General features: G+C 67.3%; 17 protein-coding genes. 8 read left to right on the top strand and 9 right to left on the bottom strand.

The genetic code is table 11. The features are described 5' to 3' along the window. Positions 1 to 128: 128 nt before the first annotated feature. Positions 129 to 1,718, top strand: a complete 1,590-nt coding sequence (locus A5704_RS15280; protein WP_067889734.1) for a FadD7 family fatty acid--CoA ligase — start codon at positions 129 to 131, stop codon at positions 1,716 to 1,718. 4 nt (positions 1,719 to 1,722) lie between these two features. Here the strand turns inward: A5704_RS15280 and A5704_RS15275 are convergent, their stop codons facing one another. Beyond that, a complete protein-coding gene (locus A5704_RS15275) occupies positions 1,723 to 3,882 on the bottom strand; it encodes an elongation factor G-like protein EF-G2 (protein WP_067889731.1) in 2,160 nt (719 codons plus the stop codon). Positions 3,883 to 4,024: 142 nt separating this feature from the next. After that, positions 4,025 to 4,438 carry a TIGR03668 family PPOX class F420-dependent oxidoreductase gene (locus tag A5704_RS15270; RefSeq protein ID WP_067749802.1) on the bottom strand — a complete coding sequence of 138 codons (414 nt, stop codon included), beginning with the start codon at positions 4,436 to 4,438 and terminating at the stop codon, positions 4,025 to 4,027. A 142-nt stretch (positions 4,439 to 4,580) separates the two neighbouring features. On the opposite strand from A5704_RS15270, the gene A5704_RS15265 reads away from it, so the two are divergent. From A5704_RS15265 to A5704_RS15250, 4 genes are all read left to right on the top strand, one after another. Beyond that, a complete protein-coding gene (locus tag A5704_RS15265) occupies positions 4,581 to 5,624 on the top strand; it encodes a S1C family serine protease (protein ID WP_067749804.1) in 1,044 nt (347 codons plus the stop codon). A gap of 121 nt (positions 5,625 to 5,745) precedes the next feature. Beyond that, entirely contained in the window at positions 5,746 to 7,518 is a 1,773-nt protein-coding gene (treS, locus tag A5704_RS15260; protein WP_067749840.1) for a maltose alpha-D-glucosyltransferase, read from the top strand. After that, entirely contained in the window at positions 7,515 to 8,852 is a 1,338-nt protein-coding gene (locus A5704_RS15255) for a phosphotransferase (RefSeq protein ID WP_067749806.1), read from the top strand. Before treS ends, A5704_RS15255 begins: the two co-directional genes overlap by 4 nt. Before the next feature lie 46 nt (positions 8,853 to 8,898). Further along, positions 8,899 to 9,579 carry a YoaK family protein gene (locus A5704_RS15250; protein ID WP_067749808.1) on the top strand — a complete coding sequence of 227 codons (681 nt, stop codon included), beginning with the start codon at positions 8,899 to 8,901 and terminating at the stop codon, positions 9,577 to 9,579. 63 nt (positions 9,580 to 9,642) lie between these two features. Here A5704_RS15250 and ag85C read toward each other — a convergent pair whose 3' ends face one another. The 7 genes from ag85C to A5704_RS15215 all read right to left on the bottom strand — a co-directional run bounded on the left by ag85C (position 9,643) and on the right by A5704_RS15215 (position 16,919). After that, positions 9,643 to 10,692 (bottom strand): diacylglycerol acyltransferase/mycolyltransferase Ag85C, encoded by a 1,050-nt coding sequence (gene ag85C, locus A5704_RS15245; protein WP_067749810.1) that lies wholly within the window; start codon positions 10,690 to 10,692, stop codon positions 9,643 to 9,645. Positions 10,693 to 10,902: 210 nt separating this feature from the next. Then, the gene (locus tag A5704_RS15240; RefSeq protein WP_067749841.1) at positions 10,903 to 11,721 is read right to left on the bottom strand and encodes an ABC transporter permease; all 819 of its coding nucleotides are present in this window, start codon (positions 11,719 to 11,721) and stop codon (positions 10,903 to 10,905) included. Then, positions 11,711 to 12,538: an ATP-binding cassette domain-containing protein gene (locus A5704_RS15235; protein WP_067749812.1), complete on the bottom strand. Its 828-nt coding sequence runs from the start codon at positions 12,536 to 12,538 to the stop codon at positions 11,711 to 11,713. Before A5704_RS15235 ends, A5704_RS15240 begins: the two co-directional genes overlap by 11 nt. Beyond that, positions 12,535 to 12,993: a MarR family winged helix-turn-helix transcriptional regulator gene (locus tag A5704_RS15230; RefSeq protein ID WP_067749814.1), complete on the bottom strand. Its 459-nt coding sequence runs from the start codon at positions 12,991 to 12,993 to the stop codon at positions 12,535 to 12,537. The genes A5704_RS15235 and A5704_RS15230 overlap by 4 nt, the downstream gene beginning before the upstream one ends. Positions 12,994 to 13,050: 57 nt before the next feature. Further along, on the bottom strand, positions 13,051 to 13,548 hold the full coding sequence (locus tag A5704_RS15225; protein WP_067749816.1) for a metallophosphoesterase: 498 nt from the start codon (positions 13,546 to 13,548) through the stop codon (positions 13,051 to 13,053). A 24-nt stretch (positions 13,549 to 13,572) separates the two neighbouring features. Further along, the gene (locus A5704_RS15220) at positions 13,573 to 16,491 is read right to left on the bottom strand and encodes an RND family transporter (protein ID WP_067749818.1); all 2,919 of its coding nucleotides are present in this window, start codon (positions 16,489 to 16,491) and stop codon (positions 13,573 to 13,575) included. Next, on the bottom strand, positions 16,488 to 16,919 hold the full coding sequence (locus A5704_RS15215) for an MmpS family transport accessory protein (protein ID WP_067749820.1): 432 nt from the start codon (positions 16,917 to 16,919) through the stop codon (positions 16,488 to 16,490). Before A5704_RS15215 ends, A5704_RS15220 begins: the two co-directional genes overlap by 4 nt. A 222-nt stretch (positions 16,920 to 17,141) precedes the next feature. Here A5704_RS15215 and A5704_RS15210 point away from each other — a divergent pair, with 222 nt between their 5' ends. The 3 genes from A5704_RS15210 to A5704_RS15200 are packed head-to-tail and all read left to right on the top strand — an operon-like array spanning position 17,142 to position 18,542. Further along, positions 17,142 to 17,462 carry a metal-sensitive transcriptional regulator gene (locus A5704_RS15210; RefSeq protein WP_067749822.1) on the top strand — a complete coding sequence of 107 codons (321 nt, stop codon included), beginning with the start codon at positions 17,142 to 17,144 and terminating at the stop codon, positions 17,460 to 17,462. 29 nt (positions 17,463 to 17,491) lie between these two features. Then, positions 17,492 to 18,106, top strand: a complete 615-nt coding sequence (locus A5704_RS15205; protein WP_067749824.1) for a DsbA family protein — start codon at positions 17,492 to 17,494, stop codon at positions 18,104 to 18,106. A 37-nt stretch (positions 18,107 to 18,143) separates the two neighbouring features. Continuing rightward, positions 18,144 to 18,542: a DUF302 domain-containing protein gene (locus A5704_RS15200; RefSeq protein ID WP_067749826.1), complete on the top strand. Its 399-nt coding sequence runs from the start codon at positions 18,144 to 18,146 to the stop codon at positions 18,540 to 18,542. Positions 18,543 to 18,955: the final 413 nt, after the last annotated feature.

Below are 18,955 nucleotides of genomic sequence, written 5' to 3'. Positions count from 1 at the left end.
CCGCGGTTTCGGGGCGTCGATAGCCGTTGGTTATCGGCCGTGAGTGATTCGGTATTGGACGGGTGGGAGGCTCACCCGGCATGGTTCGGGCAGTTGCTTGTGACGGCGAAGCGTAAAGGAGCGAAGCGATGAGGTCTGAGGCGATCGTCAGCAGCGAAGCCGCGGGGTCGACGGAGATCCCGGATGCACGCATCGTGGATCTGGTCGAGGAGGTGGCCCGCCGGTCCCCGGAGGCGCCCGCTCTCGTCGTCACCGCCGAGCGGATACCGCTCGGCTACCGCGATCTAGTCCAGCTGGTGGACGACCTGGCCGGGCAGCTCCGACAGGCCGGGCTCCGCGCGGGTGACCGTGTCGCGCTGCGCTCCGCAAGCAACGCTGAATTCGTCGTCGGACTGCTGGCGGCTTCGCGGGCCGAACTGGTTGCGGTTCCACTGGATCCGGCCCTGCCGGTCGGCGAGCAGCGCGCCCGCAGCGAGGCCGTGGGGGCCAGGGCGGTGCTGATCGACGGCGACGCGCCCGACGACCAAGGCGAACGCGACCTGCCGTGGTGGCCGTTCGCGGTCACGGCCGGTGCTACGGATAGCGCCCCGGCGGTGCGCCTGGCCGCGACTGCACCTCCGGCGCAGGGCTTTTCGACGCCCCAGGGGCTGCGCGACGACGACGCCATGATCATGTTCACCGGCGGCACCACCGGGGTGCCGAAGATGGTCCCGTGGACGCGCGCCAACATCGCCGCCTCGGTGCGGGCGATCATCGCCGGATACGGCCTCGGACCGCGCGATGCCACGGTGGCAGTGATGCCGCTCTACCACGGTCATGGGCTGCTCGCCGCGCTGCTGGCGACCCTGGTGTCCGGCGGTGCGGTGTTGTTGCCCGCGCGTGGACGGTTCTCGGCCCACACCTTCTGGGACGACGTCGACGCCGTCCGCGCCACCTGGTACACGGCGGTGCCGACGATCCATCAGATCCTCTTGGAGCGGGCAGGAGGCGACCGACCCGGCAACGCCGCGTTGCGATTCATCCGCAGCTGCAGCGCGCCACTCACCGTCGAAGCGGCACAGCAGCTGCAGGACACGTTCGGCGCCCCGGTGGTCTGCGCCTTCGGCATGACCGAGGCCACCCATCAGGTGGCGACGACCGAAATCGGCCATGACGAAAACCCCGGTGCCACAGCGGGTCTGGTCGGCCGGTCGACCGGGCCGCAGATTCGGATCGTCGGATCCGACGGCTTGCCCGTGCCGGCGGGAGAGGTCGGCGAGGTCTGGTTGCACGGGCCGACCGTCGTCCGGGGTTACCTCGGCGACCCCGCGATCACCGCGGCAAATTTCACCGACGGGTGGCTGCGCACCGGTGATCTGGGAACGTTGTCGGCGTCGGGCGAGCTGATCATTCGCGGCCGCATCAAGGAACTGATCAACCGGGGCGGGGAGAAGATCTCCCCGGAACGCGTAGAGGGCGTGCTCGGCAGCCATCCCGGCGTGCTGGAGGTCGCCGTGTTCGGGGTCCCCGACAAGCTGTACGGCGAGGCGGTGGCCGCGGTGATCGTTCCCCGGGGCCCCGTCGCACCAACCGCGGAGGAGCTCGCAGAGTTCGGGCGGGACCGGCTGGCCCCCTTCGAGGTGCCGACCAGCTTTCAGCAGGCGGCGGAGCTGCCGCATACCGCGAAGGGCTCGCTGGACCGCCGCGCCGTCGCCGGCCAGTTCGGCGCCGGGGCGTGACGACTCAGACGCTGGCCTTCACCCGGGTGGCCGCGGCCTCCGGCATGGGTTCGTAACGGGCGAAGCCGCGGGTGAACGACGCGGCCCCGTGGGCAAGCGAACGCAGGTCGATCGCGTAGCGCGTCAGCTCCACCTGGGGCACCTCGGCTTTGACCAGCGTGCGTTCGTGGCCCGCGGTGTCGGTGCCGAGGACACGGCCACGCCGGCCCGACAGGTCGCCCATCACCGCGCCGACGAAGTCGTCGGGGACCAGTACCGAGATTTCGTCGATGGGCTCGAGCAGGCTCACCTTCGTCGCCGCGGCCGCCTCCCGCAGCGCCAGGGCGCCCGCCGCCTGGAACGCGAAGTCCGACGAGTCCACGCTGTGGGCCTTGCCGTCGAGCAGGGTCACCCGGATGTCGACGACGGGATAGCCGGCGTGCACGCCCTTCTCCATCTGCGCGCGCACGCCCTTCTCCACGCTCGGGATGAATTGCCTGGGCACCGCCCCGCCGACCACCTTGTCGACGAACTCGAATCCGGACCCCTCCGGCAGCGGCTCCACTTCGATGTCGCACACCGCGTACTGGCCGTGCCCGCCCGACTGCTTGACGTGGCGACCATGCCCTTTTGCCTTGCCGCCGAAAGTTTCTCGCAGTGGTACGCGCAGTTCCACGGTGTCGACGGTGACGCCGTAGCGGTTAGCGAGCGCGTCGAGGACGACCCCGGCGTGGGCCTCGCCCATGCACCACAACACGATCTGGTGCGTCTCCTGGTTCTGCTCGATCCGCAGCGTCGGATCCTCGGCGGCCAGCCGGCCCAGTCCGACCGACAGCTTGTCCTCGTCGGTCTTGGCGTGCGCCTGGATCGCCACCGGCAGCAACGGTTCGGGCATCGTCCACGGTTTCAGGACGAGTGGCTCCGCCTTGTCCGAGAGGGTGTCGCCGGTCTCGGCCCGGCTCAACTTGCCGATGGCGCAGACGTCGCCCGCCACCACGGCGGTGGCCGGGCGCTGCTGCTTGCCGAGCGGGAACGACAGGACCCCGACCCGTTCGTCTTCGTCGTGGTCGGGGTGCGTGCTGCCGTTGCCGTTGACCGCGCCGAAGAAGGACGCAAAATGGCCCGACACATGGACCGTCGTGTCGGGCCTGATGGTCCCGGAGAACACCCGGACCAGGCTCAGCCTTCCGACGTAGGGGTCCGACGTCGTCTTCACCACCTCCGCCAGCAGGGGAGCGTCGGGGTCGCAGGTCAGCGTCGCGTGCGGCGCGCCCTGCGGCGTAAACACCTCCGGCAGTGGGTGTTCCATCGGGGACGGGAAGCCGCGCGTGGCGACCTCCAGCAATTCCAGCGTGCCGACGCCGGTGCTGCTGCACACCGGGATCACCGGGAAGAACGAACCCCGGGCGATCGCCCGCTCCAGGTCCTCGATCAGGACCGCCTCGTCGATGGACTCACCGCCCAGATAGCGATCCATCAGCGACTCGTCCTCGGATTCCTCGATGATGCCCTCGATCAGGGTGCCACGCGCCTCCTCGATCCGGTCGGCGTCGGCCGGATCGGCCTGCTCTGCGGTCCGCTTTCCGCCGGAGTAGTGGTAGCGCGTCTGCGACAACAATCCGATCAGGCCCTCGCAGGACGGCAGTCCGGTCGGGAGGTAGAGCGGTAACACCTTGTCGCCGAACGCGTTCTGCGCGGCGGCCAGCGCCTCGGAGTAATTGGCCCTGGTGTGGTCGAGCTTGGTGATCACTACGGCGCGGGGCATGCCGACCTGGTCGCATTCCTGCCACAGCGATTTGGTGGGTTCGTCGACACCCTCGTTGGCCGCGATCACGAACAGCGCGCAATCCGCGGCGCGCAGGCCGGCCCGCAGCTCGCCGACGAAGTCGGCGTATCCGGGCGTGTCGACCAGGTTGATCTTGACGCCGTCGTGGGCCAGGGAGGCGACGGCAACGCCGACGGACCGCTGCTGGCGGATCTCGGCGTCGTCGTAGTCGCACACCGTGCTGCCGTCGGTGACGGAGCCCGCTCTGGTCAGCACCCCGCCGGCGACCAACAGCGCCTCGACCAGGGTGGTCTTGCCGCCACCGGACGGTCCCACCAGGACGATGTTGCGCACCTCGCCGGGACCACTCGCGGTGGGGGCGGCCGCCGCGCCCTGGGAAGCATTCGCCTTGTCCGCCATGACGTTCCTCCAGTTCTCCCCGGCCGCGTCGCCGAGGGGTGCGCCCAGCGTGGTGTGTCCTGGCTCACAGGATCCAGAAGCAACTTTTCCCCCAACCGCGGCCCAACACAAGGCCACGGGCCGGCCACAATTGCGTCTGCCGTCAGGCGTGCCAGCCCGACCAGCGGTGCACCGCGATCGCGATCACCGGCCCGTTCAGCGAAACGGACTGATACTGAGGGTATTTGGCGCGCAGCAGCCGGTGTGCGGACTCCATCGCCGGCCCGCCGGCGTGGATGGTGGCCGTGCCGTCGGCCCGGACCCACCACAACTGCGTCCAATCGTCGGCGTAGTGGTCGACCAGCAGGCTCACGTGGGGGTTGTGTTCGATGTTGGCAAGCCGCCGCAGCCGCCGCGTCGTCTTGGGTTTCGCGTCGACGGCGGTGTACACGACGTCGGCCGGGTCGGCCACCGCGAATACCACCGGCACCAGGTGGGGGAGACCATCGGGCGTGATCGTGGCCAGCCGGGCGACCGGGGACCGCGCCAACCTGGCCTTCGGGTCGAATTCGCCCACCGTGTCAGCCTAGGCGCCGAACCCAACCTTGCCACTGCCATGAATAGCTACCTGCATTACGGTTATATACACACAGTTGTGCCGCCCAGAACCGCAAGGCCGACACAGTTTGTGTTTACCGCGAAGCAGGAAGGGTGACGGGATGAGCAAATCGCACCACCGCTCGGTCTGGTGGTCATGGCTGATCAGCGTGCTGGCTGTGGTCGGGTTGGGCCTCGGTCTGGGCACCGTGCCGGCCGCCGCATCACCGTTCACCGCCCCACAGGCCCCCCTCGACCCGGCCGCATTGGCCGGCCAGGTGGGGCCACAGGTGGTCAACATCAACACCAAGTTCGGCTACAACAACGCGGTGGGCGCCGGCACCGGCATCGTCATCGACCCCAACGGCGTCGTGCTGACCAACAATCACGTGATCTCCGGCGCGACGGACATCAGTGCCTTCGACGTCGGCAACGGGCAGACGTACGCCGTCGACGTGGTCGGCTACGACCGTAGCCAGGACGTCGCGGTGCTGCAGCTACGCGGGGCGGCCGGCCTGCCGACCGCCGCGATCGGCGGCGGGGTTTCGGTGGGCGAGCCCGTCGTCGCGATGGGCAACGCGGGTGGTCAGGGCGGAACGCCGAGCGCGGTGTCCGGCAAGGTCATCGCGCTCAACCAGTCGGTCTCGGCGACCGACACGTTGACCGGCGCGAACGAGTCACTGGGCGGCCTGATCCAGGCCGACACGCCGATTAGGCCCGGCGACTCGGGCGGGCCGATGGTGAACAACGCCGGACAGGTCGTCGGCATGAACACCGCCGCCACCGACAACTACAAGATGTCGGGCGGGCAGGGCTTTGCCATCCCGATCGGGCGGGCGATGGGGGTGGCCGGCCAGATCCGGTCCGGCGCCGGCTCCAACACCGTGCACATCGGCCCGACCGCCTTCCTCGGGCTCGGGGTGACCGACAACGGCAACGGCGCGCGCGTCGAACGGGTGGTCAACACCGGTCCCGCCGGCGCGGCCGGCATCGCCCCGGGTGACGTCATCACCGGGATCGACAGCGTCCCGATCAGCGGGGCCACCTCGATGACGGACGTGCTCGTCCCGCATCATCCCGGTGACACGATCGCGGTGCACTATCGCGCCGCGGCGGGCGGCGACCGCACCGTCAATGTGACGCTGGCCGAAGGGCCGCCGGCCTGACACCCGCGCGGACAGTACCCGACTGGCGCTCAATCCCATTGGCGCCATGGGTGTTTCGTCACATGTCAGCGAGCGTGATTCCGAATGTCGCGCCTCGGGTACCCGTGGCAGCGTGGATTTGATGAACGACGCACGAGAAGCTGTCGAGCACCATCCCGGAGGCGGAAGTCACGTCGAGGGGGGTGTCGTCGAGCATCCCGACTCCGACGACTTCGACAACGCCGCCGCGCTACCCACCGACCCGACGTGGTTCAAGCACGCCGTGTTCTACGAGGTGCTGGTCCGCGCGTTCTTCGACGCCAACGCGGACGGGTCCGGCGACCTACGCGGGCTCCTGGGACGCCTGGACTACCTGCAGTGGCTCGGCATCGACTGCATCTGGCTGCCCCCGTTCTACGACTCGCCGCTTCGCGACGGCGGGTACGACATCCGGGATTTCTACAAGGTGCTGCCCGAGTTCGGGACGGTCGAGGACTTCGTCGCACTGCTGAACGCCGCGCACGAGCGTGGCATCCGGGTGATCACCGACCTCGTGATGAACCACACATCGGATTCGCACCCCTGGTTTCAGGAGTCGCGGCATGATCCGGACGGCCCGTACGGCGACTTCTACGTGTGGAGCGACACCAGCGAGAAGTACACCGACGCCCGCATCATCTTCGTCGACACCGAGGAGTCCAACTGGACCTTCGACCCGGTGCGCAAACAGTTCTACTGGCACCGGTTCTTTTCGCACCAGCCGGACCTGAACTACGAAAACCCCGCCGTCCAGGAAGCCATGATCGACGTGCTGCGCTTCTGGCTCGGCCTGGGCATCGACGGGTTCCGGCTGGACGCCGTGCCGTACCTGTTCGAACGGGAGGGCACCAATTGCGAGAACCTGCCCGAGACGCACGCCTTCCTCAAGCGGGTCCGCAAGGTCATCGACGACGAGTTCCCGGGCCGGGTGCTGCTGGCCGAGGCCAACCAGTGGCCGGCCGACGTGGTCGAGTACTTCGGCGACACCAGCACCGGCGGCGACGAATGCCACATGGCGTTCCACTTCCCGCTGATGCCGCGCATCTTCATGGCCGTCCGCCGGGAATCGCGCATTCCGATCTCGGAGATCCTGGGGCAGACGCCGGAGATTCCCGAGATGGCGCAATGGGGCATCTTCCTGCGTAACCACGACGAGCTGACGCTCGAGATGGTCACCGACGAAGAACGCGACTACATGTACTCCGAGTACGCCAAGGACCCACGGATGAAGGCGAACGTCGGCATCCGGCGGCGCCTGGCACCCCTGCTGGACAACGACCGAAACCAGATCGAGCTGTTCACCGCCCTGCTGCTGTCGCTGCCCGGCTCACCGGTCCTGTACTACGGCGACGAGATCGGCATGGGCGACGTCATCTGGCTGGGTGACCGCGACGGGGTGCGCACCCCGATGCAGTGGACCCCGGACCGCAACGCCGGGTTCTCCAAGGCCAACCCCGGCCGGCTCTACCTGCCGGCCAGCCAGGACTCCGTCTACGGCTATCAGGCCGTCAACGTCGAGGCCCAGCGCGACACCTCGACGTCGCTGCTCAACTTCACCCGGATGATGCTCGCCGTCCGGCGCCGCCACGAGGCGTTCGCCATCGGCACATTCGAGGAGTTGGGGGGCTCCAACCCGTCGGTGCTGGCGTTCGTGCGCCAGGTGCCGGGCGGCGGCGACACGGTGTTGTGCGTCAACAACCTGTCGCGGTTCCCGCAGCCGATCGAACTGAACCTGCAGCACTGGAGCGGTTGCACGCCGGTGGAACTGACCGGGCACGTCGAATTCCCGCGGATCGGGCACCTGCCCTACCTGCTGACGCTGCCGGGACACGGCTTCTACTGGTTCCAGCTGACTGCATGTGAGGAGGACGCATGACTGATCCTGCCAAGCTGCCCTGGTCGGATTGGCTGCCCCAGCAACGGTGGTACGCCGGCCGTAACCGGGAGCTGACCTCCGCCGAGGCCGCCGTGGTCGTCCCGCTCCGCGACGACCTGGACCTGGTCTTGGTCGATGCGCAGTACGCCGACGGCTCATCCGAGCGCTACCAGGTCATGGTGCAATGGGACGCCGGTCCGGTCTCCGAGTACAGCACGGTGGCCACCATCGGCGCCGCAGGCGACCGCACGGGCTTCGACGCCCTCTACGACACCGACGCCCCCCGTTTTCTGCTGTCGCTGATCGACTCGTCGGCCGTTCTGACGGCGGCGGGCACCGAGGTGCGGTTCGTCAAGGAGCCCGACGTCGAGCTGCCGATGGAGGCGATGCCGCACGTCTCCGACGCCGAGCAGAGCAATACCAGCGTCATCTTCGACCGCGCGGCGATCTTCAAGGCGTTTCGGCGGGTCAACAGCGGCATCAACCCGGACATCGAGCTGAACCGGGTGCTGGCCCGCGCCGGCAACCCGCACGTGGCCCGGCTCCTGGGCACCTACGAGCTGGCCGGCCCGGACGAGGCGTGGCCGCTCGGCATGGTGACCGAGTTCGCGTCCAACGCCGCCGAAGGGTGGGCGATGGCCACCGCCAGCGTCCGCGACCTGTTCGCGGAGGGCGACCTGTACGCCCACGAGGTCGGGGGCGATTTCGCCGGCGAGTCCTGCCGGCTCGGCGAGGCCGTGGCGTCGGTGCATGCCACGCTGGCCGAGTCGCTGGGAACGGCGGAGTCGGCGTTCCCGGTGGACACCGTGCTGGCGCGGCTGGCTGCGACCGTCGCGAAGGTGCCCGAGCTGCGGGAGTACGCCTCGACCATCGAGGAGCGGTTCGCCAAGCTCGCCGACCAGCCGATCACCGTCCAGCGGGTGCACGGCGACCTGCACCTCGGTCAGGTGCTGCGCACCCCCGAGAGCTGGCTGCTGATCGACTTCGAGGGCGAACCGGGGCAGCCGCTCGACGAGCGCCGCGCGCCGGATTCACCGTTGCGCGACGTGGCCGGCGTGCTGCGGTCCTTCGAATACGCCGCGTACGGGCCGTTGGTCGACCAGGCGGCCGACAAACAACTGGCCGCCCGCGCCCGCGAATGGGTCGAACGCAACAGGACCGCGTTCTGCGAGGGCTACGCCGCCGCGTCGGGAAGCGACCCGCGGGATGCGGCTGACGTGCTGGCCGCCTACGAGCTCGACAAGGCCGTGTACGAGGCCGGCTACGAGGCGCGGCACCGGCCCGGCTGGTTGCCGATCCCGCTGCGCTCCATCGCCAGGCTCACCGCCTCATAGCAAACTCTGATCTGCGAGTAGCGCGGGCATCTGAAACCATGTCCGTGTGACAAAGGAGATCTTCGACAGCGAGGCGCGGCTGTCCTGGGTGCTGGCGGCGCTGGCGGGTGTGCTGGGGGCAACGGCTTTCACGCACTCCGCCGGCTACTTCGTGACCTTCATGACCGGCAACGCGCAGCGCGCCGCGCTCGGCTACTTCCGGGGCGATGTCTTGCTCTCCGTGAGCGCGGGCCTGCTGATCGTGTGCTTCGTCGGTGGCGTTGTCGTCGCGTCGGTGTGCCGGCGGCATTTCTGGGTGGCGCACCCGCACGGGCCCACCGTGCTGACGACCTTCAGCCTGTTCGCCGCCACCGCGTTGGACATATTCGACGAGGGGTGGGAGGAAAACTTCCTCGATTTCGCGCCGATCACGTTGGTGGCGTTCGGCATTGGCGCATTGAACACGTCATTCGTCAAAGACGGCGAGGTGTCGGTTCCGCTGAGCTACGTGACCGGAACGCTGGTCAAGATGGGGCAGGGCATCGAGCGCCACATCGCCGGTGGAACGCTGGCCGACTGGCTCGGCTACTTTCTGCTGTTCGCCAGCTTCGTCTTCGGCGCCACGGTCGGCGGCTTGATCAGCCTGGTGGTCAATGGCACGTGGATGCTGGTGGTCGCTTCGTCCGTGTGCGCGTTGACAACTGGATACACGTACTTTCACCAGGATCGCCGCGCCTTGCTCGACTGAACCCAAAAAGCATCGGCAGTAGCGCTGACCGGTGCGCTACTGCCGATGCTGGTTCGGAGGGTTTCAGGCGGCCGGCGGCGCCGGCTGTGCGGGCTGCGCCGGCTCCGCCGGTTGGGCCGTGGTGTTGCCGGCCAGCAGCACCTGCTGGATGTCGGGCTTCATCGCGACCAACTGCTGGTTCCAGTAGGGCCACGAGTGCGTGCCGTTGGCCGGGAAGTTGAACGTCCCGTTGCGTCCGCCGGCGGCCACGTAGCTGTTCTGAAATTGCTGGTTGGTGCGCAGCGTGAGGCCTTCCAGGAACTTGGCCGGCATGTTGTCGCCGCCCAGGTCGCTCGGCGTTCCGTTGCCACAGTAGACCCAGATTCGGGTGTTGTTGGCGACCAGTCGCGGGATCTGGACCATCGGGTCGTTACGCTTCCACGCCGGGTCGGTCGACGGGCCCCACATGCTGTTGGCGTTGTAGCCACCCGAGTCGTTCATCGCCAGCCCGATCAGCGTCGGCCACCAACCCTCGGAGGGATTGAGGAAGCCCGAAAGCGAAGCGGCGTAGGGGAATTGCTGCGGGTAGTAGGCGGCCAGGATCAGGGCGGAACCGCCGGACATTGACAGCCCCACCGCGGCGTTGCCCGCCGGGGAGATCTGCTTGTTGGCCTGCAGCCACAGCGGCATCTCCTGGGTCAGGAACGTCTCCCACTTGTAGGTGTAGTTCTGACCGTTGCCCGACGACGGCTGGTACCAGTTGCTGTAGAAGCTGGACTGCCCGCCGACCGGCATCACCACCGACAGGCCGGACTGGTAGAACTCCTCGAAGGCCGGGGTGTTGATGTCCCAGCCGTTGTAGTCGTCCTGCGCGCGCAAGCCGTCGAGCAGGTAGACGGCGTGCGGTCCGCCGCCCTCGAACTGGACCTTGATGTTGCGGCCCATCGACGGCGATGGCACCTCCAGGTATTCCACCGGCAGGCCCGGCTTCGAGAACGCTCCCGCGGTAGCCGAGCCGCCGACGGCGGTGACGAGGCCGGACATCAGGGCAGCCCCCACAGCCGCGACCGCGAGCTGGCGCGGCATGGCTGCCGCGGCGCCACGCAACTTCCGCAACTCAGAAAAGAACTTCATAGCTCTCTACCCATCCCAACTTTCGTCTGCCGCGTGCCGCGGTCGAATCCCTTCGCTGGGCAGTGAAACACGGGGAGAGGGGTCGAATCGCCTGTCAGGGCCGAAGCTTCAGATCGCGGTTGGCTAACGATTGGGAGTCGGCCGGGAAACGTTGCATTCGGGTCACAATCGGCCATCGATAGCGCGCGCCGCACATCCCGGCGGTGTGCGCTATGCCACGAGGCGGCGCAATAGCGTTGAGGCCGCGCCGATTCCGAGCACCGCGGCAACCAGCAAGACAATGACGTCCACCGGGTTGAACGGCGTACCGATGAGCAGGCCGCGCAGGGCGTCGACCTCGTAGCTGAGGGGGTTGACTCGGCTCAGCACGTGCAGCCAGGTCGGCATGACGTTGACCGGGTACAAAGCGTTGGAGGCGAAGAACAATGGCATCGTGATGGCCTGGCCGATTCCCATCAGGCGATCACGGTTGCGCACCAGGCCGGCCAGCGTCATCGACAGGCACGCGAAGAACGCGGCACCCAGCATGACGACAGCCATCGCCGCCGCGATTCGCAGCGGGTTGACCGTCAGCCCGACATTCATCAGATATGCCAACGCCATCACGCCGACCACCTGGGCGACCGAGCGCACGCCGGCCGCGAACGCCTTGCCGGTGATCAACGCCGACGCGGGCGCGGGCGTCACCATCAGCTTGGCCAGGACGCCGGCGTCCCGGTCCCAAATGATCTGTATCCCATAGAAAATGGAGATGAACAGCGCGGACTGGGCGATGATGCCCGGCGCCAGGAACGCCAGGTACGACACCGATCCGGTGTGGATGACGTGCAGGTGGCTGAAGGTGGTTCCGAAGATCAGCAGCCACAGCGCCGGTTGCACCATCCGGGTGACGAGTTCGGTCCTGTCGTGCTGCAACTTCTGCATCTCGACGATCGCGAACGCGCCGATACGGCTGAACACGGCGCCCACGCGCTGCCACCCGCGCGGGGCGCGGACCAGGGTCCCTGGCCTGGCGCTATCAACCGACACGGCGCGCAACCTTTCTGGCGGAACGGATTTCGCGGAATGAGCCTTCCGACTCGGAGGTGTCGCCGTCCACCAAGTCGGATGCCGCGTAGTGGCGGAACACGTCCTCCAGGGTTGCGTGTGGCGACACCGTCGACTTCAACTTGGCCGGCGTGCCCACCGCCTGCAGCTCACCGCGGTGCATCAGGGCGACGCGATCGCACAGCGCGTCGGCCTCCTCCATGTAGTGGGTGGTCAGCAGCACGGTCATCCCGAACTGCGCCTGCATCTTCTGCACCTGCGCCCAGACGCCGTCGCGCGCGATCGGATCGAGCCCGACGGTCGGCTCGTCGAGAACCAGCAGCGACGGGCGGTTGACGAGCGCCTGCGCCACCTCGAGACGGCGGACCATGCCGCCGGAATAGGCCGCGGCAAGCCGGTCGGCCACGTCGAGTAGATCCATCGCCGCCAGCGCCTGCTCCGCGCGGTCGGAACGCTCGGACCGGGGCACACCGTAGAGGCGCGCGAACCACTCGACATTCTGCCGGCCGGTCAATGCGGGCTCGATCGAGAGTTGTTGCGGCACATAGCCGATATTGCTGCGAATGTCGGTGGTTTGGTGGCGGGCGTCGAGCCCGAAGATGCGTAATTCGCCCTGCTGCACCGGGGCCAGCGTGGTGAGCATCCGGACCATGGATGTCTTCCCGGCGCCGTTGGGGCCGAGCAGGCCCATGGTCTCGCCCGGCCGCACCTGCAACGTGACGTCGTTGACTGCGGTGAACTGGCCATACCGGTAGGTCAGGTGCCTGGCGTCGACCGCCATCGGCAGTGAACCGCTCATCGTCGCTCCTGCAGTGTCTGGGTCATCATCTCGATGACCTCCAATCCCCTTGTCAAAGATTCGATCTGGTCGTCGTCGAGTTCGGCGAGCACCTCGGCTAGCGCCCCTCGCCGCGCGGCGCGAGACGCGTCGACGATCTCCTGGGCCGGTTCGGCCAGGTGTAACCGGCCGACCCTGCGGTCCGGGTCGCCGACGGTCCGGACGAGCAGTCCGCCGGAGACCAACTTCGAAACCAGGGTCGACGCGGTGTTGGGGGCCAGCCCGAGCTCGGCGGCGGCCGCGTTGACCGAGATGGCGGGTTGCCGGGCCACCAGCCACAACAGCTCGGACTGCGACTCGGTCAGCGTCGACGCGTCGAAGCCACGCCCGGCCGTGCGCCGCAACTGCCGGCGGAACCTGCCGACAACGCGAAACACGTCGGTGACCACATCCGTCGTTGACTGCACCTTTTCCATAATACCTCTGTAGGCGAGCTATTTATGTGGGGAAGCTGTGCAGAACGTATGTACCCGTTACTTAGGGAGGCGATGCAGGACCACGTCGATCAGGGCCCCGTCATCGACGCGGGCCGTCATGTAGGTGCAGAAGGGCTGCCTGCGCCGATCGGTCGGCGAACCGGGATTGAGCAGGCGCAACCCGGTGTCGGTGCGCGTGTCCCACGGGATGTGGCTGTGCCCGAACACCAGGACCTCGGTGTCGGGATACAGCCGCGACATCCGGGCTTCCCGCCCGGCCGCCGCGCCGGTCTCGTGCACCACGGTGAACCGCACACCCGCCAGGGTCGCGTCCGCCCGCTCGGGCAGCCGACACCGCAGCTCGGGACCGTCGTTGTTGCCCCAGCACGCCACCAGCCGGGCCGACCTGCGTTCGAGTTCGTCGAGCAGGTCGGGCGTCACCCAGTCACCGGCGTGCACGACGACGTCGGCCGCGTCCACCTCGGCCCAAATCCGCGCGGGCAGGTCGCGGGCGCGTTTCGGGACATGGGTGTCGGAAATCAGCAGCAGCCGCACAGCCCCATCTTGCGCCAGCGGCTTTCACCCGGCCGTCGACGCCATGGCCTTTTCAGGCTTGGTCGAGGGCGCGTCGCCGGGCTCGCCCAGCAAGAGCGAACGAACGAGGCTCCGCGGACCGAACGGTCGCAGCATCTCACTGGCGGGGCGGGGCCGCACGCGGATCGGCCACCAGAACCACCGCCCCAGCAGCGCGGCGATCGACGGCGTCATCAGCGAGCGCACGATCAGGGTGTCGAACAGCAGGCCGAGCCCAATCGTGCTGCCGGCCTGGCCGATCGAGCGCAGGTCGCTGGCGACCATCGACATCATGGTGAAGGCGAAGACCAGTCCCGCGGTGGTGACGACGCCCCCGGTCTCGCCCATCGATCGGATGATGCCGGTCTTCAGCCCGGCGCCGATCTCCTCCTGGAAGCGTGACACCAGCAACAGGTTGTAGTCGGAGCCCACGGCGAGCAGGATGATCAGCCCGAATACCGGTGCGATCCAGTTCAACTCGAGACCCAAGAGGTGTTGCCACACGAGAACCGAGAGCCCGAAGGCGGCGCCGAGCGACAGCAGGACCGTGCCGACGATTACCAGGGAGGCCACCAGCGCGCGCGTGATGATCACCATGACGACGAAGATCAGGGTGAGCGCCGCCAGCCCCACGATCAGCAGGTCGTAATGCGAGCCCGACTGGATGTCGCGATAGATGGCCGCCGTGCCCGCCAGGTAGAACTTGGCGCCGGTCAGCGTCGTTCCCTTGACCGCCTGGTGCGCGGCGGCCAGTTCCGGCACGACGGCGGAAATGCCTGCCGGCGTTGCCGGGTCTGCGTCGTGGGTGATGATGAACCGCGCGGCCTTTCCGTCTGGGGAAAGGAAGAGCTTGAGCCCGCGCTGAAAGTCGGGATTCTGGAAGGCTTCCGGGGGCAGATAGAAGTAGTCACCGCTGCGGGAGGCGTCGAACGCCTGCCCCATCGCGCTGGCCGTGTCGGTCATCTGCGCCATCTGGGTGACCAGGTTGGAGAAGCTGCTGTGCATCGTGAGCAGCGTTCCCTGCATCGATTTGGCGACGGCGATCATTGGCGGGAACTGCGCAAGCATCTGCGGAATGATCGCGTCGACGTTGTTGACGTCCTTGATCAGCGTGCTCATGTTCTCGCTGAACTTGTCGACACCGTCGATCGCCTCGAACACCGACCTCGTCGCCCAGCAGACGGGGATGTTGTAGCAGTGCTGTTCCCAATAGAGGTAGCTGCGGAGCGGCCGGGCGAAGTCGTCGAAATCCGCCAGATGGTCTCGCATCTCGTCCAGCGTGGCCTGCATCTCGTGCATATCGCCGACCATGCGGTGGGTGGCGTCGCTCATCTGCCCGAGCAGGCCCTGCATGCGCTGCATCGAGACGATCATGGCGCCGAGGTCGTCGCTCATCTTGAGCACGTCGTTCGTGCGGTCCCGCATGAACTGAAGGTTCTGCTGGATCGGGATCGATTGCGCGCTGATCTGGAACGGGATGGAGGTGTGCTCGATCGGGCCGCCCAACGGGCGGGTGATGCTCTGCACCATCGCGATCCCCGGCGAACGGAAGATGTCCTTGGCGATCCTGTCCAGGATGATCATGTCGCCGCTGTTCCGCATGTCGTGGTCGCTCTCGATCATGAGGATGTCGGGATTCATGGTGGCGGCGCTGAAGTGGCGCTCCGCGGCCGCGTACCCGACGTTCGCGGGCACGTTGGCGGGTGTGTAGAACCGATCGTTGTAGCTGACCTTCATGCTCGGCATGATCAGGATGCCGACGATCGCGATGACCAGGGAGGCTGCGAAGACGGGGCCGGGCCACCGCACCGTGGCGGTGCCGATCCGCCGCCATCCGCGCGTCTTGATCATCCTTCTCGGGTCGAGCAGGCCGAACCGGGTGGCCACCGCGACCACCGCGGGCGCCGCGGTCATCGCTCCCGCGACGACGACCAGCAGGCCCAACGCGGACGGAATGCCGAGTGCCTTGAAGTACGACAGGCGCGCCAGGTGAAGGCAGAACGTCGCCCCGGCGATGGTCAACCCCGAGCCCAAAATGATGTGCGAGGTCCCGCGGAACATCGTGTAGTACGCGGTTTCTCGGTCCTGGCCGGCCTGGCGAGCCTCCTGGTAGCGCCCGATGAGGAAGATCGCGTAGTCCGTCCCCGCCGCGATGGCCAACGAGGAGAGCATCGCAACGACGAACGTCGAGAACCCCAACAGTTCGTAATTCCCCAGGAGCGCGACAAGCCCTCGGGCAGTACCCATCTCGAAGCCGACCATGACGAGGACCAGTAACACCGTGCTGACCGATCGATAGGCGATGAACAGCATGATCATGATGACCACGCCCGTGACGCCCATCATTTTGAACATGCTCTTGTCGGCGGCTTCGTTCATGTCGGTGGTCAGCGCGGCGGGGCCGGTGACGTAGACCTTGAGGCCCTTGGGGGGCTCCGACTTGTCGACGATCTTCCGCACCGCGTCGACGGACTGGTTCCCCAGCGTGCTGCCCTGGTTGCCCGCCAGATTGAGCTGGACGTAGGCGGCCTTGCCGTCGCGGCTCTGGACGCCGGCGGCGGTGAGCGGATCACCCCAGACGTTCTGGACATGCTGGACGTGCTTCGGATCGGCCTGCAGCTTCTGGACCAGGCCGTCGTAGTAGCGCCGCGCCTCGTCACCGAGTTGCTTGTCGCTCTCGAGAACGATCATCGCGATGCTGTCGGAATCCGATTCATGGAAGGTGGCCCCGATGCGCTTGGCGGCGATCATCGCCGGGGCGTCCTGCGGCGACATCGTCACCGCGTGATTTCTGGCAACCGATTCGATCGGCGGCACAAGCACATTCAGGGCGACGGTGAGCAGTAGCCAGCCGATGATGATGGGCCACGCGAAGGTGCGGACGAACCGCATGAACCTCGGCCGGGCGTCGTTGCCGGCGTTCATCCGGCTTTCACCAGACAGGAAGTTTGCGCGTGACGCCCGGCCGAGGATCGCTCGTCCTCGACTTTGCCGTTGACGCTGATGCGGCAGCCGATGTCATCGCTGTCGCCTTGTGCCACCACGCTGGCGATGACTGCCGGCACCGTCGTGGTGATCGTGAAGGTCCATGGCAGCGTGCTGAAGTCGGCCTGTTCGGGCTGTGCGTTCTTGTTCAGGTAGCTCACGCTCCCGGTCGTGTCGCTGGGTCCGTAAACCTCGTAGGTGACCCGCTTGATGTGCGAGGCAACGAGCGGTTCGGCGCTGCTGCCCGTCGCGGTGAAGATCGCGTCCGAGCCGAAAACGCCGCGGAGCCGGTCGACGGCCACGCCGCCGAGGGCGACCGCAACCACGACGACGAGCGGCACCCAGGCCCGTCTGAGAAACGTGGACACTGCCGTTCCCTTTCGCTCGGTCTCTTCGGTAGGGATTACGCCCGCCTCGCCGGACCTGATAGGGCCATTCGGCCCGCATTTGAGAATCGACAGGCACTCGTGGCACGCCATCGCGTGACCGGGTACCGGGAGCCGCGACTAATCCGCGTCTGTTATACCATACCCCCGGGGGTATCAGCCAAGTGTGTGCATATACCCCGTGGGGTATGGTATGAAGGAGTCATGGCAAACGAAGTCAGGGGCAGCGCGTCGCCCAAGCCCGATGTCGTCGGGCACGACCAGGGCGACATGGACGCCGTCCTCGCCCGGTTGCGCCGCGCCCAAGGTCAGCTCGGCGGCGTCATCGCGATGATCGAGCAGGGGCGCAGTTGCAGAGACGTCGTCACGCAATTGGCCGCGGTGTCGCGGGCGCTGGATCGCGCCGGTTTCAAAATCATCGCGTCCGGCCTGCGCGACTGCATCACCCGCCCGGAGGGTAGTCCCACTGACGGGCCGGCCGTGTCGATCGACGAGCTGGAGAAACTGTTCCTCAGCCTGGCCTGACGGCCGGCGTCTACGAAAGGCGAAGAGCGATGAACCCCGCCGATGATGGTCGAGCCGGACGCGAAGTCACGTTGTGGTTGGACCCGGTGTGCCCGTTCTCCTGGAATACCGCGCGTTGGCTGCGCGCCGCGGCCGAGAAGACCGGCGTGGCTGTCGATTGGCAGCTGATGAGCCTGGCGGTGCTCAACGAGGGACGGGAACTTCCACCCCCTCAGCAGGCTCGCATGCGTGACTCGCGGCAAGTCGGCCGGCTGATGGCCGCCATCGCGCGGGAGCGGGGCGTAGCCGGTTGGACCGCCGCATATTTCGCGTTCGGTGAGCGCTACTTCGATCGCTCCGAACCCCTCGACGAAGGCCTCGTCGGCCGCCTGCTGTCCGCGGCGGGGGCGCGCGACACCACCGCCGCCGTCATCGCCGACGAGTCGTTGGACGAACAGGTGCGGCGCGGGCACCAGGCGGCGCAGGACGCGCTCGGCGAAACCGGGGGCAGCCCGATTCTGCGTATCGACGGGCATGCCTTCTTCGGCCCGGTTCTGACCGCTTTACCCGAGGCGCAGGAGACGGTCGCAGTGTTCGACGCGGTCGCCACCTTGGCCGCGGTTCCCCAATTCGCCCAGTTGCAACGTCCGCGCTCCGCGGCCTAGTGCTTCCGCAAGTTCGACACGGGAAAGAGGAGAAGAAATGACAGCCGGATTGAGCACCACTTTGCACACCTCGTTCGACGACGCGGTGAAACGAACGACCGAAGCCCTGGCCGAGCAGGGTTTCGGCGTGTTGACCACCATCGACGTCAAAGCCACGCTGAAGCAGAAGCTCGGCGAAGACATGGAGGACTACCTCATCCTGGGGGCGTGCAACCCGACCCTGGCGCATCGCGCCCTGGGCATTCACCGTCAGATCGGCCAATTGTTGCCGTGCAACGTGGTGGTGCGGACCGACCCCGCCAAAGGCGATGCGATTCTCGTCGAGGCGATGGACCCGCAACTCATGGTCAAAGTGACGGGCGAGCCAGGGGCGTTGCAGGAGGTGGCCGACCAGGCGACCGCCAAGCTGCAGGCCGCGATCGGTGCGCTCGGCTAGCGAGCACCCGCCGCTCGAATTAGCTTGTGGCGCGGCGCATCAGCCTTGCTGGCTCCGCGCTTCAGCACCCGTTTCCCCGGCGTCGAAGGAGTCATCGGAACCGGCCGCTCCGACATACGAGCCGTCGGCTTCTCCGGCCGCGTCGCGCGACCGAGACTCGTGGGTTTCTGGTTCCACGTCCGACTCGGCTTTGTGGCCCTTGTTCTCAGCCATTCGTTTCCTTCCGGTGGGGCGGCTAACCCCTGACGGGTTCCCGCCTCATGCGCCGCCAAACGTAGAAGAGGCCCAGCCGCGACGTTCACCATCTCCGCCGCACATCGCGCCAGTGCAGGAATGGAGTCGGACGGTTCGCCGCAACGAATCCAAATCGCCTGTGCCCGTGCAGTTGCGGTACCCGGCATCCGACCGATCGG

The sequence above is a fragment of the Mycobacterium sp. E735 genome (genome assembly GCF_001666955.1).
GTDB lineage: Bacteria > Actinomycetota > Actinomycetes > Mycobacteriales > Mycobacteriaceae > Mycobacterium.
The sequence above is the reverse complement of the archived record's forward strand: the minus strand, read 5'-3'. Positions and strand labels throughout refer to the sequence as shown.

Coding starts and splice junctions, on each gene's coding strand:
- A5704_RS15280 (WP_067889734.1), top strand. CDS start 129: ATGAGGTCTGAGGCGATCGTCAGCAGCGAAGCCGCGGGGTCGACGGAG.
- A5704_RS15275 (WP_067889731.1), bottom strand. CDS start 3,882: ATGGCGGACAAGGCGAATGCTTCCCAGGGCGCGGCGGCCGCCCCCACC.
- A5704_RS15265 (WP_067749804.1), top strand. CDS start 4,581: ATGAGCAAATCGCACCACCGCTCGGTCTGGTGGTCATGGCTGATCAGC.
- treS (WP_067749840.1), top strand. CDS start 5,746: ATGAACGACGCACGAGAAGCTGTCGAGCACCATCCCGGAGGCGGAAGT.
- A5704_RS15255 (WP_067749806.1), top strand. CDS start 7,515: ATGACTGATCCTGCCAAGCTGCCCTGGTCGGATTGGCTGCCCCAGCAA.
- ag85C (WP_067749810.1), bottom strand. CDS start 10,692: ATGAAGTTCTTTTCTGAGTTGCGGAAGTTGCGTGGCGCCGCGGCAGCC.
- A5704_RS15235 (WP_067749812.1), bottom strand. CDS start 12,538: ATGAGCGGTTCACTGCCGATGGCGGTCGACGCCAGGCACCTGACCTAC.
- A5704_RS15230 (WP_067749814.1), bottom strand. CDS start 12,993: ATGGAAAAGGTGCAGTCAACGACGGATGTGGTCACCGACGTGTTTCGC.
- A5704_RS15220 (WP_067749818.1), bottom strand. CDS start 16,491: ATGAACGCCGGCAACGACGCCCGGCCGAGGTTCATGCGGTTCGTCCGC.
- A5704_RS15210 (WP_067749822.1), top strand. CDS start 17,142: ATGGCAAACGAAGTCAGGGGCAGCGCGTCGCCCAAGCCCGATGTCGTC.
- A5704_RS15205 (WP_067749824.1), top strand. CDS start 17,492: ATGAACCCCGCCGATGATGGTCGAGCCGGACGCGAAGTCACGTTGTGG.
- A5704_RS15200 (WP_067749826.1), top strand. CDS start 18,144: ATGACAGCCGGATTGAGCACCACTTTGCACACCTCGTTCGACGACGCG.